7 protein-coding genes are annotated in these 15,169 nt (G+C 34.4%); 4 read left to right on the forward strand and 3 right to left on the reverse strand.

All coding sequences use genetic code 11. From position 1 onward, the window contains the following. Positions 1-25: 25 nt before the first annotated feature. Positions 26-7,036 (forward strand): amino acid adenylation domain-containing protein, encoded by a 7,011-nt coding sequence (locus MHH59_RS12835; RefSeq protein WP_340851343.1) that lies wholly within the window; start codon positions 26-28, stop codon positions 7,034-7,036. A 55-nt stretch (positions 7,037-7,091) separates the two neighbouring features. Further along, positions 7,092-8,546: a pyridoxal phosphate-dependent decarboxylase family protein gene (locus tag MHH59_RS12840; RefSeq protein WP_003189459.1), complete on the forward strand. Its 1,455-nt coding sequence runs from the start codon at positions 7,092-7,094 to the stop codon at positions 8,544-8,546. Positions 8,547-8,634: 88 nt separating this feature from the next. Here the strand turns inward: MHH59_RS12840 and MHH59_RS12845 are convergent, their stop codons facing one another. From MHH59_RS12845 to MHH59_RS12855, 3 genes are all read right to left on the reverse strand, one after another. Further along, complete coding sequence (locus MHH59_RS12845; RefSeq protein WP_002127565.1) at positions 8,635-9,591, reverse strand: alpha/beta hydrolase; 957 nt, start codon at positions 9,589-9,591, stop codon at positions 8,635-8,637. 849 nt (positions 9,592-10,440) lie between these two features. Further along, a complete protein-coding gene (locus tag MHH59_RS12850; protein ID WP_016120263.1) occupies positions 10,441-11,442 on the reverse strand; it encodes an alpha/beta hydrolase in 1,002 nt (333 codons plus the stop codon). Positions 11,443-11,836: 394 nt separating this feature from the next. Then, entirely contained in the window at positions 11,837-12,298 is a 462-nt protein-coding gene (locus tag MHH59_RS12855; protein ID WP_340851347.1) for a GNAT family N-acetyltransferase, read from the reverse strand. A 513-nt stretch (positions 12,299-12,811) separates the two neighbouring features. Between MHH59_RS12855 and MHH59_RS12860 the strand changes: the two genes are divergently transcribed. Together MHH59_RS12860 and MHH59_RS12865 are read left to right on the forward strand one after the other, a co-directional pair. Then, a complete protein-coding gene (locus MHH59_RS12860; RefSeq protein ID WP_340851349.1) occupies positions 12,812-14,242 on the forward strand; it encodes an ABC transporter permease in 1,431 nt (476 codons plus the stop codon). A gap of 11 nt (positions 14,243-14,253) precedes the next feature. Continuing rightward, positions 14,254-14,931, forward strand: coding sequence for an ABC transporter ATP-binding protein (locus MHH59_RS12865; RefSeq protein WP_003189466.1), 678 nt, complete (start codon positions 14,254-14,256; stop codon positions 14,929-14,931). Positions 14,932-15,169: the final 238 nt, after the last annotated feature.

Raw genomic sequence — 15,169 nt, forward strand, 5'->3', positions numbered from 1 at the left:
GAATATTAGGGGGATAAAGATAAAAATGCACATTAAAGATCGAAGTTCGATTCATGAAAATAAAGGGGTAGAGGCGTTTTGGAAAGAGCAGTTATCTTCCGAGGTTCTCGATTTTTCTGTATTTAATAGCGGTTACCAACTAAATAAAGAAAATCCTTACGAGCACGTTCAAGTCATAATGAATGTAGAGTTTAGTAAAAGTATACAAAAAGTAATTAAGTCTCAAGATTTATTATTATTTAGCTGGTTACAGGCCGCGTTAAGGATTTGTTTGGCACACTATACAGATCAAGAAAGGATTACTATTGGTATTCCTGTAATTGAAAAGAATATTGAACAAAGCGAGAATCTTAATAAGTTGATTCCTTTAGGAAGTGAAATCTATCCGCATCACAGCTTTAAACAAGTAGTAAATCAGATTGAACAAACGACTTTATTCGGGTATGACAATCAGAGTTATCCACTCTCTGAATTATTAGCGAAACACCATTTAACTCCTTTTCAAATTGTTATTGGGATGGAAGGATTACATAATAAAAATTTGATAGAAGAATATGCAGAGAATAATTTAGCCATCTGGATACAAAGAGAATGGAATGAAATACATAATGAATTTGAAATTCAAATTTCTTTCAAGTCTCATTCATTCTCTTCTTTGCAACAGTTTGCAAATTCATATCTTTATGTTTTAAAGCAAGTGTCAACAAATTCGAATTTGGCTGTGAAAGATATTTGTATCATTTCAGAAGAAGAGAAAGAGTTGCTAGAAGAATTGAATCAAGGTCAGGCGGACATAGAATTGTCTCAATCATTTCAAAATTTGTTTGAGGAACAAGTGTTAAAAACCCCAGATCAAATTGCTGTTGTTTGTAATGATCAATCTTTGACATATAGAGAATTGAATAAGAAAGCAAATCAATTGGCCTCTATTCTTCAAAGTAAAGGTGTTTCCAAAGAAAGTATTATTGGGGTTATGGTAGATCGGTCATTGGAAATGATCATTGGCATGGTGGGGATTTTAAAAGCAGGAGCAGCGTATTTACCAATCGATCCTAACTATCCAAATGAACGAATTGAATATATGTTACAAGATAGTCAAGCGAAATGTTTACTGAGCAAGCGAACAGAAGTAGAATTGCCGCAATTTGCGGGTGAAGTGCTGTATCTTGATGAGGAATATCTCTTCCAAGGTGAGGAAAGTAATTTAGTTCGAGAAAGTTATCCTAATGATTTAGCTTATGTTATTTACACATCGGGATCGACAGGGAATCCAAAAGGGGTAATGGTAGAACAGAAATCTCTTGTCCATTTTTTAAGTGTAATGAGAGAAAAAGTAAAAGATAATCAGTCATTCTTGTTTCTTGCTAGTGTATCTTTTGATATCTCCTTGTTAGAAATATGTCTGCCTTTAACACAAGGTTCGAAAGTAGTTATTGCTACAGAGGATCAGTTCGCAACAAAAGAATTAGCTTATTTGGTCAAAGAACATAAGGTGGATTTATGGGAATCAACGCCATCGCGAATGGAAGTGATTTTGAGTGATCCAGAAGGGGCAAATTTTCTAAAAGATTTAAAATCTATTTTGTTAGCAGGAGAAGCATTTTCCATTGATTTGGTTGAAAAAATCCGATGCATCAGTGAAGCGACAATTTTAAATATTTATGGTCCTACAGAAACAACCATTTGTGCAACAGTAAAGGATTTGAGCTCTGCCAAAGAAGTTACGATTGGAAGTCCCAACCCGAATTATCATTCCTATATATTGAATAAGTATGGTCAATTAAAACCATTTGGAATTCCGGGTGAACTCTGCATTGGTGGCGTGGCGGTAGCACGAGGGTATCTTGGGAAATCTAAACTGACAGATGAAAAGTTTGTACCGAGTCCCTTTACGGCAGGAGAAATGATGTATCATACGGGTGATCTCGTTCGTTGGTTGCCTAATGGAGAACTTGAATATCTAGGTCGAATGGATCATCAAGTAAAAATTCGGGGATATCGGATTGAATTAAGAGAGATCGAAAGCCAGTTAAGGGAATATCCAGAAATAAACCAAGCTATCGTTGTTGATCAAGTATATGGAAATAGGAAATTATTAGCTGCGTACTATGTATCGGATAATAAGGTCTCTTTTGATGAAATCAGAAAATATTTAAGTGATAAATTACCTGAGTTTATGATTCCTGAAAAAATGATTCAGGTGGAAGAGATTCCGTTGAATCCAAATGGGAAAGTAGATAGGAAAAGGTTATTAGATATAACACAAACAGATTATGTATCAATTCCATACGTTGCCCCGCGCAATGAAATTGAACAAAAATTGGTGCATGCATGGGAAAAAGTTATGGAGATTGAGGGAATCGGTATTCATGATAATTTTTTTGCTTTAAAAGGAGAATCGATTAAAGCACTTCAGGTAATTAATCTATTAAGAAAAGACTGCTTAAAAATAAGTACAACAGATTTTTTTAAGCATCCCACGATTGCTCAACTTAGTACTTGTGTAAAGTTAGAGCATAAAACGGAAAACTTTGAAAATAGACCAACCCATGTTAAAGATTTGTCTAAGCCATTTCCCTTAACAGAGGTTCAGACAGCGTACATGTTAGGACGGAATTCACAGTTTGAATTAAGTGGTATTTCACCTCAAACTTATTTTGAATATGAAACAGAATTGAATATCAATCGTCTTTCAAAAAGTTTTCAAAAGGTAATTCAACGTCATCCGATGTTACGAGCTGTAATTTTACCAGAGGGAGAACAGCAAATATTACAAAGCGTTCCTGATTACGAGATTGAAATAGTAAGTCTCATAGATTTAGATGATAGGAATCAAAATGCTCGCTTACAAGAAGAACGTTCTCGAATGACTAATCATGTATTTCCTTTAGGGCAATGGCCTTTGTTTGAATTAAAAGCCTTTCTTTTAAAAGAAGACACGTATTTATTATGTTTTCGATACGATGCTTTATTAATGGACGGAGCAAGCATGAACATCGTTGGACAGGATTTGTTTCATTATTATTATAAACCAGAGCAAAGGTTAGAACCTCTATCTTTTGATTTTCAAGATTACATGTTTATCTATGATGAACTGGAACAAAGTACAGAATATAAAACAGCAAAAGATTATTGGACAAGTAAGCTTCCTGACTTTCCGTTTGCGCCTTCTTTGCTGTTAAAAAAGGATCCGGCAGAGATTGCTACTCCTAAGTTCCAATCACTTAATAAGATCCTGGACAATGAAATATGGACAAAGCTACGAAAGTTAGCACAAGAGAAAGAAGTAACTCCTTCGGCTCTGCTTTGTACAATATATAGTGATGTATTGGCATATTGGAGTAATCAACGTCGATTGGCAATTAATTTGACTGTATTTAACCGTTATCCTGTTCATGAAGAAGTAGAGCAAATTGTGGGAGATTTCACTTCACTCATCTTGTTGGATGTTGATGTGAATCCAGATCAATCTTTCTTTACTAGAGTAAAAGAAACGCAATCTACTTTATTAGATGGTCTCGAACATCGCCATTACGATGGAGTTAATTTCATTCGAGATTTTACTCGATATCATCAAATGACGCCAAAAGCAGTTATGCCAATTGTTTTCACTTCGATGCTAGCAGGTGCGGGGGCTTTTGCTTGGGAACAACTTGGTTCACTTCGCCATATTCATGCTCGGACTCCACAAGTGCATTTGGATAATGTGGTAATTGAAAAAAATGGAGAGTTATTAATTAGCTGGAACTATGTTGAAGAATTGTTTGATGTTGATGTGATAGAAGCGATGTTTCACCAATTTGTTGACTTATTGGAACAATTAGTGAAACAAAGTGACGTAACATCTTTGCAGATGAAAGAGTTAGACCATGCTTTAATTGAGCAATACAATGAGACAACAGAAAAAATACCGTCGACTACTTTAAATCAATTATTTACAGACCAAGTAAAACGTACACCGGATGAAGTAGCAGTAGTTTTTGAACAAGACTACTTAACATACTCGGAGCTTCATAAGCGCTCCAATCAAGTTGCGCACTTTTTAAAAGAACAAGGAATTGGTCTAGGTGACAAGGTTGGTCTTTTAGCACAAAGACGAGTTGACACAATTGTTAATATGATAGGTATTTTAAAAGCAGGTGCCGCTTATGTTCCGATTGATCCCGACCATCCTTCAGATCGCCAAACATATATTTTAGAAAATAGCTCATGCAAACTTTTATTAGAACCTAGTCTTTATGCAGAAAACCGCTTGTCATTATACACAACAGAAGATATGCCTGCTATTGCTGGTCCGGAAGATCTTGCCTATATTATCTACACTTCAGGAAGTACAGGAAAACCGAAAGGAGTAATTATTACTCACCAAGCGGTTGCAAATACCATTCAAGATATTAATCAAAAATATCAGGTAAATGAAGATGATCGTATTATTGGTATTTCTTCTATGTGTTTTGACTTATCTGTATACGATATTTTCGGAACGTTAAGCACAGGTGCAATGTTGGTAATGATTCGTGACCCAAGAGACATGCAAGAATTAATCCATACTGTCGAACGTAGAGGAATTACAATTTGGAATACAGTACCTGCAATTATGGATTTGGCATTAGATCAAGTAGGTTCTCATTTTGAACATTCTTCCTTGCGTTTAGTTTTACATAGTGGAGATTGGATTCCACTTTCTTTACCAGAAAAAATAAAACGACATTTTCCGATTGCGGAAGTAGTTTCACTCGGAGGAGCAACAGAAGCATCGATTTGGTCAATTTATTATCCGGTCAAACAGGTGGAATCGCATTGGAAAAGTATTCCATACGGGATTCCTTTGGCAAACCAAACGTATTATGTGTTGAACTATGAAAAGAAAATGTGCCCTGTTGGTGTAATTGGAGATTTATATATCGGGGGAGTGGGCCTTGCTAAAGGATATTTAAATGATGAACAGAAAACAAATGAAGCATTTGTATCACATCCTGATTTTGGTCTTATTTACAAGACAGGAGACTGTGGAAAAATGCATCCTGAGGGATATATTGAATTTTTAGGCCGCCAAGATTATCAAGTCAAAATTCAAGGATATCGAGTAGAGTTAGAAGAAATCGCCCATTGTCTTCTCACTTACAAACAAGTCGAACATGCAGTAGTGATTGATCAGACAGATGAGTATGGTATAAAGTTTTTAGTCGCATATGTGGTAACTGAGAAAAATATTAGCACAACAGAACTTCGAAAGCATTTGCGAGATCACTTGCCAGGTTACATGATTCCTTCTTATTTTGTTTATTTGGAACAATTGCCCTTGACTCCAAACGGGAAATTAGATAGAAAAGCGCTCCCTACTCCGGAGAAACAAACAAATGAAGTATTTATTGCTCCAAAAACGGAAATGGAAAAAATATTAACTAGTGTTTGGCAAGAAGTACTCAAAGTAAATCGGATTGGAGTAAATGATCATTTCTTTGCCTTAGGTGGAGATTCGATAAAAGCGATTCAAGTTTCCGTCAGACTGTATAGACAAGGATTTGAGCTGGAGCCAAAAAATTTATTTTCATTTCCTATATTAGGAGACATGGTTCAATTTGTTAAAAAGCTTGATCATCTTCCAAATTCGCAAACAAGTGATGTAAACAAAATGAACGATAATAAAGTTACAGTACTAAATGTTAAAGATAAACAACTTAATCAACATACACTTATCAAAATACAAGAAAAAATGCCAGAAATAAAAATAGAACGTATTTACCCATTGGCACCTTTCCAGGAAGTTATTTATGAACATGCTGCGACTGAACCTGATACAAATGCATATTTCGAACAAACAATTTGGGCACTTGAGGGGGAGCTGGATATTAATCTCTTTATTCAGTGTTTCCAACAATTAGTTGATCGTCATGATTCTTTAAGAACGATAATTGTGCAAGATGAACAAGCACAACCTTGGCAAGCTGTTCTACATGATGTTCAAATGATTTCAGAGATAAAAAACTTGATTGAGATGACGAAACAAGAACAGCAAGAATTCCTAGACCAGTGGATGAATGAAAATTTAAGTCAAGGATTCAAAAATGATGAACTCATGACCCGTCTTTGTATATTCCAACTAGAAAATAACGAGCATAGGGTGGTTTGGAGTTCCCATCATCTATTATGTGATGGTTGGAGCGTCAGCATTTTGATAGACGAATTATTCCAGCTCTATGAAACAATAAATGCGGGAACTACGGCAGAGTTACCTATAGTGAAACCTTTTGAGACATTCATAGATTGGACTGTAGCACGAGATCATGAGAAAGCACGTCATTTTTGGCGGGATTATTTATCAGGATACAATCGGAAAATTAGTATTCCTAAAAAGAAAGTACCAACTCAAAGTGAAGGGTTAAATTTCACATTTATGGATTTAACATTAGATAAGGATTTGACTAATCAGTTACAGACATTTGTAACTAAAAACAATATAACTATGAATTCGGCATTACTAGCTGTATGGGGAATATTGCTTGGCAAATACAACGGAATGAGAGAAGTAGTATTACCTAATCTAGTATCAGTCAGACCTCCCGAAGTAGAAGGGATTGAAAATATGTTCGGTCTGTTCACAAATATTTTGCCTATCCGACTAGCATGGACAGAAACGCAATCTTTTGTGGACTTCCTGCAAAAAGTACAACTAGAAACATTGAAATGTAATGAGTATGCATACTATTCATTTGTTGATATACAAAAACAAAGTGAATTAAAAACTGAGTTGACTGACCATCTTTGGGTTTTTGAAAACTATCCGACTAACTCAGCTATCTTTTCTTCAAATGAAAACAGAAATTTTGCCATCACAGATTACGAAGTTGTTGATGAGCCTCATGTAAAGTATGGAATTATGTGCTTCCCTGAAGAGAAACTTACAATAAAGTTTGGATATGATCAAACCGTATATGAAGCGGAGAAAATACAGGAAATATTGAATCACATCCATCAGTTAATCAACATGATTCTTCAAAATCCAATACAGGCAATCGGTGATTACAAATTATAAAAAATGAAAAGGCGAGCAAGAACTCGCCTTTTTAAATAGAATAGGAGTAAACCAAATGACAAAAAACTTGCAGTTATCAGCCGAAGAGATGCGTCAGTTAGGATATCAAGCGGTGGACTTGATTGTTGATCATATGAATCATTTAAAAAGTAAACCAGTTTCGGAAACGATTGATAGTAATATTTTTAGAGACAAGCTAATTGAAACGATTCCAGAAAACGGATCCAATCCAAAAGAGTTACTTCATTTTCTTAATAACAATGTGTTTAATCAAATTACTCATGTGGATCATCCTCATTTTATGGCTTTTGTGCCAGGTCCTAATAATTATGTTGGTGTAATAGCAGATTTTTTAGCAAGTGGGTTTAATGTATTTCCTACAGCTTGGATAGTAGGTGCAGGTGCTGAACAAATTGAATTAACGACAATCAACTGGTTAAAATCAATGCTAGGATTCCCTGATTCAGCTGAAGGGCTATTTGTCAGTGGCGGTTCCATGGCTAATTTGACTGCACTTACTGTAGCGAGACAGGTCAAGCTGAATAATGACATAGAAAATGCGGTTGTGTATTTTTCTAACCAAACTCATTTTTCTGTAGATCGAGCACTTAAAGTATTAGGTTTTAAACATCATCAAATTTGCCGAATTGAAACAGATGAAGATTTAAGAATTTCAGTTAGTACTTTAAGAAAGCAAATAAAAGAAGATCGATTAAAAGGGAAAAAACCATTTTGTGTTATTGCTAATGCAGGGACAACGAATTGCGGAGCGGTGGACTCCCTCGATGAATTGGCTGATCTATGTGGTGATGAAGATGTATGGCTACACGCGGATGGTGCTTATGGGGCTGCAGCAATTCTCAGTGAAAAAGGAAGGGAGGTGTTAAGAGGAATTCATCGTGCTGATTCTTTGACGTTAGACCCGCATAAATGGCTTTTTCAGCCTTATGATGTTGGTTGTGTACTCATTCGCAATAGCCAATATTTAAGTAAAACGTTCCGTATGATCCCAGAGTATATTAAGGATACGGAAACTAATATAGAAGAAAAAGTGAATTTTGGGGAGCGTGGAATTGAACTTTCTCGTAGATTTAGGGCATTAAAGGTATGGCTTTCTTTTAAAACATTTGGAGTCACAGCTTTTCGTGAGGCAATAGATCATGGCATTATGTTGGCTGAACAAGTTGAAGAGTTTTTAAGGAAAGAAAAAGATTGGGAAGTAGTAACACCTGCCCAATTAGGAATTGTTACTTTTCGTTATATTCCTTGTAAGCGAACGTCTACAGAAACAATTCATGAAATAAACAAAAAACTGGTGGAAGAAATTAATCAAAGAGGATTTGCTATGCTAAGTACGACTAAATTAAAAGAAAAAGTAGTAATTCGACTTTGCTCTATCAACCCGAGGACAACATTAGAAGAAATACTTCAAATCATGATGAGCATTAAGGCGTTGGCAGAGGAAATAAACACATCGCCTAAACATCTTATATCTGTTTCTCAACCTTGATATATTAGGTGAATTTTACATATTAATAGCCAATTCTAAATGAGAATCGGCTATTATACTATTTACGAGTGTTTTTCTTGTAAAGGGATTAAGCCTCAACCTTAGAGACTCTTTTGAAACCAGTCTTTACTGCTTGTACCATTTCGTTTACAGCGTAAATAGATACATCGGCATTTGGATTTAACCCTTCAAACCAGTGATAGGCATTTGGATATAAATGAAACTCGACATCAACACCAGCTTGCGCTAGTTTGCTTACATAGGTTAATGTTTCACTGCGGAATGGATCTAATTGACCAACAAATGTGTAAGTATATGGTAAATCACTATAATCCTCTGCTCGAGAAGGCGCTGCATAGACAGGGATTTGATCTGTTCCATACATTTCTCCTAAATACATTTTCCAACCGGCTTCATTTGCCTTTTGATTCCAAACAAATCCTTCTTTAATTTCATTCGCTGAAGGTGTATTATTTCGGTCATCAATCATTGGATAGAGTGGCATCTGTAAACAAATTGAAGGATATTTTCGATCTCGGGCTAATAATGATAATGCTGCTGTTAGTCCACCTCCAGCGCTTACTCCTGCAACCCCAATTCGATTCGAATCAATGTTTAATGACTTCGCATTATCAGCAATCCATTTTAAAGCTGAATAACAATCCTCAATTGGTGCTGGGTAAGGGTGTTCAGGTGCTAAGCGGTAGTCTACAGACACGACCACACAGCCAGCTTCTTTTGCAAACCTCATACAAGTATCATCGTTATCATCTATAGACCCTAAGATATAACCACCACCATGTATCCATAATAAGACAGGTAAAGGTTCATTATTTGATTTTGGACGATAAATTCTTAATGGTAACGGATTATCATCAGGTCCAACAATGACTTCATCTGTTAACGAAAGGGATTCATCAACAACGGTAGGTGGTCTCATTTGAGCTATTCCTTCTCTGATTGATTGCAAGTTTTCCGGGTGTAAATCGAGATTTGGAAACATCTCTAACCCTTGTAATAACTCTGGATTTACTCTTGTTTTCATTTTAGCACCTCTATTTGTAATTGTTTTCGAATAAATGAAGTGTATTCTAAGTAGTTTAATTGTGAAAAAATATCACAATTAAATTGTAAATTGGATATGCGATAACAGTCAACAGAATATTCGGAAATTAAAGCCTTTCTCAAGAAGGAGTTTCACACAACCAATAATACAAGTAGTGGATTTAGGAGCAAAGTGTTTTCATGTCGTTGTATTTATGTACACTTAGTCTTCTAATTAAACCAAGTGATAATCCTTTTTATTTTAATGACATATTGCAAGTGATACCTATTCGAATTCATACTCGGAAAGAATTAATCCATTTTCATTTCTTAATATATAATTCAGGGAAATACTCATGGGCAGGCATTAATATAGGAAAACAGTACAAATTAAAATAACTGTTTAAAAAAATTTCTTTTATTTGGCTAGAAAAGGAGTAGATTCTTTTTTCTTATCTAGACTCATGAAGAAGTATGAAAATCAGAATTTATAATTCAAAAGCCAGCTTAAAGTAATTGCAATAATTACTTTGGATAGTAATCTTAAAAAAATATAAAAAAGAGAAGAACTCACCAAAGTTCTTCTCTTTTTTATATGTAATTAGGGTTTCCATAACTGTAGATATGGATGGTGTAAATTAATGGATGCATAATTTACTCTTAAAATTATAACAGAACAATTAAAGATTTTTATATGTAATATTGCATATAAAGGGTAAACAACAATAATTTCTTTTTATAAAAATAAGCCCCTGGTGAAAATGATGAGTAACCCTTTTCCATATGAAATGAACTTGGTATAAAATGAAAGATTACAAGTATAAGATTCTATACTTAGTAATCCCTCACTTTAAGGTATGTCTTTGGGGAAGTGTGAGGAGTTCAATCGATTCTGAATAAAATTGATAGTATCAGTTGCAATTTTTTTACGTTTAAGAACAATCCCGGCATGTCCGCATGTATAAATATATCGCGTAGGTCTTTCCCAGGATTCCCACAAATAGTCCGTATCCTCAGAGTGCACATATAGATCGTGCTTACCTGAAATTAATAAAATATTTTCTTTTTTTACTTTTGGTAACGCTTGACTCGGTTCAGTGATTTTCCAATAAGCTATTAAATCATCATACGTAACACCATGATGTTCCAAATCTTCTCTAATAAATTTACCTGGATTTGTCTTCCAAATTGAATATGAGAGTCGATTCGCGTAGAAAATGGATGCTAACACATCAATTTCTGGTTCAACAAGAGATGTTAAGTTAGTAATAACTCCACCTAAACTGATTCCTATTAAAATCAAGGGACCATTTTTATTTTCTTTTATCCATTTGATCAAAGTTCGTAAATCAGCTACCGCTTGTCTAGTTGCTTCTACAGTTCGTTCAACATTGGCACTTACCATGTACTCTCCACTGTATAGGGATTGGTTCGGTTTTCTGTCAAAATGATATGGTAAAGTGAAATAATACATATTCCACTTCAAGTTGGTCATATGGTCGTGGAATATTTTTTTTACACGTTCGTTAGAATCCATTCTCCAACCGTGAACAAAGATGACATGAGGTGCATTTTCATTTTTATGTAAAAATAATTCTCCAGTGACAGAATCGTTGCGTGAATCACCAGATTGAACCGAGCTTTTATATTTGAATTGTCCAACCATGTATTCCTTTTCTTGTTTTAAATGCTTAATGTTAAAATGAATATGAGATGGTTTTACTTTATAAAAAAATTCTATGTCCTTTATATATAGTGAGGTGTTAGAAAGAGAAGTATACTGAAACTTTACACTTCTTTTTTTGTGCAAATCATACAAGGCGTATCGATCAATGAGTTTTGAAAAAATCAAATTAACCTCCTCCAAAATACATATCGTCTAAAAGATGGACAAAATTTATGCTGTAAATTAATTGTAAAATATTCTCTTTTCCTAATAGTAGATGCTTGAATTATAAAACAGGTGGGGAATTTGTATATTATATTATAAAGCTATCAATAAAATAAAACTATAAATATCTTTTACAAAAACCTAAAAAGCAAGTTAATATTCTCATTCATAAAAGAGAACATTAACTTGCTTATTTTCGTATCAAAAGGTACACCTTTTGAAGTGACGTAATTTATATGAAAGACAATGTGTCAATTTGTATATTTAATACAGTGATAGTTACCATAATTTTCGAAGCCTATAGTTAATTAACCTTACAATATACGTCTTTTTGGTATATAAATAGCTATATTCATTAGAGAAAGAGTTTTAATCCTTCATGAGAATCTTTAAAACCTAATTTCTTATAAAAGTGTAAAGCTTCTTGTCGTTCTTTATCTGTTGTTAACTGTACTAAATGACATCCCCGTAATTTAGCACGTTGAATAGCCCATTTAATAAGTTTACTTCCTATACCTTTACCACGTTTTGATGAGGCTGTCCGTACACCCTCAATTGTAGCTCTCCAACACCCTTGACGTACAATGTAAGGCGTAAATGTAATTTGTTGAATACCGACAATCTCCGTCCCATCACACGCTACAATCAACTCGTTATTTGGATCACAATCAATAGCATGAAATGCTCTTATATAACTATCAGGGAGTGGTGTTTCATAGCGCTCTCTTTTATTTCCTAAAACATCATCAGCAAGCATTTTTACAATTTCATCTAAATCATCTGCCGTTGCAATCCTAAATGTTATAGTTTCTGTCACTATCAAAAAACCTCCTTAATGTATGCACTTGTTACTTTTATTATACTTGTTTAAATACAATAGGTTAAATTATAAAATATTATGAGTCTCTATAACTTTTTCTTATAGATAGCATAAAAGCCTAACTTATAAAATTATAATTTAGGCTTTTTAACACAATATTATTATTAGAAAATCCGACCAACTTCAAAAAACCTCCATATTCTTTAATGAATTTTCATATTTAACAAGCACACATAGAACCATTCAAATAGGGTGGTTTTTATTTGTTGTATAGAAATTACGTAATAAGCATGGATTTGTATGCTCTCATTCAATGCTATCTAAAGCCATAACTTCCTTGCCAATATTCAAAAACGATTACGTTTTTGAATATGTGTTCCGATCTTTCTTGACCAGGTCAATGAATAACTACACATAAACTCCTTATATCTCTAGATAAACTACCGATTAGCTCCATATAGACTCTAGATAACCTATATAGAATACAAGTTATCAAGGAGGTAAGAAAAAATGAACTTTATGAAACGAGCAATTCTCAGTATGAAAAAAAGAGTAGGAACATCATTAATTTTGATGGCGGTTTTCCTAATTGTTACAAATTTGGTGTTGGCAGGATTCACAATCCAAAATGCATCAAAAAAAGCTGCTGATGCAGCAAGAAAAAAACTCGGTGCAGATGTTACTTTAAGTCTTGATTTTGACAAATTAGGTCAACAAGCTAGGGAAACTGGAGAGATGCCTAATCCACCGAAGCTTAATACAAAAGAAGCAGATCAATTAGCGAAGTCAAAGTATGTAAAAGACTATAATTACATAACTAGCACTCTCGGAATTTCTGACGGACTTAAACTAGTAGGAGCTTCAGAAGGAGAAGAAGAAGGAAAAGGTAAGGCGGGAATGGCGGCTGTACGAGGCGGTTCAGGCTCCGGTACAGAAATAGATATGAATTCTTCTTTTATGATTGAGGGAGTTCGCAAAACTGCATTACAAGAAAGCTTTAAGAATGGAAAAAGTAAAATCACTGATGGGAAACCAATTACAGAACAGATGAAAGATCAGAATGTAGCTTTAATGGAAAAACGATTAGCGGAATTAAACAACTTGAAAGTAGGAGACAAAGTTAAAGTGCAATCAGGGGATAAGAAGGAAACCCTGGAGGTTGAAATTATCGGTATTTACGAAACGAATGAGCAAGCAATGGGGCAACAAGCTCCTCCTATAATGGATCCAGCTAATAAACTATATATGCCGCATTCAACTATGAAAAAATTAGAAATAGATCAAGGTATAAGTAGCATTCAAGTCGTGTATTTCTTGAAAGATCCACAAAACATTGAAGCATTTAAAGAAGAAGCAAAAAAATCTGATATTGATTTTAATTATTATAAATTAGATGCACATGATTCGTTGTATAAACAAATGATTGGGCCTATCGAAAATATCTCATCAACTTCTCAAATGATTATTTATATTGTATCAATTGCAGGTGCGATTATTTTAGGGTTAATCATTATGTTATCGATTAAAGCACGTCGTAAGGAAATGGGGATTCTATTGTCCATTGGAGAGAAAAAGTGGAAACTGATGGCGCAGTTCGTAGTAGAAGTAGTATGTATCGCTATTTTAGCATTTGGATTATCCATAACAACAGGAGCAAAAATTTCTCAATTCATAGGGAATAATTTACTTTCGAGTGAAATTGCTACAGCAGGAGAAGAAACAAACACCTCACAAAATGGAACTGTAATGGTAGCTGGACCTGGTGGAACTGTACAAAATCAAAAAGAGGATCCAATTGATAGAATTAATGTAAGTGTAACAGGCGAAGATGTAGGGAAAATGGGGGGGATTGGACTAGCTATTGCTATATTAGCAACGCTTCTTCCAGCATTATCTATTCTACGCCTGAATCCAAAACAAATTCTTTTAAAAGATGAATAAGGAGGCTCGATATGGAGACGATTTTACAATTTAAAAACTTAGATTATTATTATGAAAGTAACGGAAAAAAAGTAGCGATACTAGAAAATGTTAACTTTTCTTTTCAAAAAGGACATTTCTACACGATTCTAGGACCATCCGGATCTGGTAAAACCACTACGCTTAGCTTGGGTTGTGGGCTAGATATACCTAAAAATGGTTATGTACTATTTAATGGAAAGGATATTCGAAAAATTGGTTTGGATCGGTACCGTAATCAAAATGTATCGGTAATTTTCCAATCTTATAATTTGATTACCTATATGAGTGCTCTTCAAAATGTCTTAACAGCAATGGAAATTACAGGTGTTAAAGTGCAAAATAAAACGGCAAGGGCATTAGAATTATTAGAGAAAGTAGGACTTACAGAAGTAGAAGCGAAACGAAATGTTCTGCAACTAAGTGGCGGGCAACAGCAGCGTGTTGCAATCGCTCGAGCGTTATCTTGTAATGTTGATTTACTGATTGCGGATGAGCCGACAGGAAACCTCGACGAAGAAACGGCAATGGATATAATAGAACTGTTTCAAGAACTTGCACATAAAGAAAATAAATGTATTATTGTTGTGACGCACTCACAGGAAGTTGCTAAAAAATCAGACCGTGCAGTCTATTTAAGTAAGAAGAAGTTGGTAGTAAACGAAATTTAATATAAACACCCTATTTTTTTAATTCACATAATTTTCGAAATTAGTTTCTTCAAATATTTATATTTGATATACAATATAACCAAGCCATAATTAAAATGGTCTCCCTGTATTGAATGTTAAGATAGTTTGTTATTCCCTTTTTAACAATTTTTGAAAAAGAACTTGTAGTATATTCTACAGGTTCTTTTTGTTATGATCGGTTTACTATATCATTGAAGAATTGCGTATAAAAAACGGG

Origin of the sequence: Bacillus sp. FSL E2-0195 (assembly GCF_038003645.1) — a bacterium.
Taxonomy (GTDB): domain Bacteria; phylum Bacillota; class Bacilli; order Bacillales; family Bacillaceae_G; genus Bacillus_A; species Bacillus_A mycoides.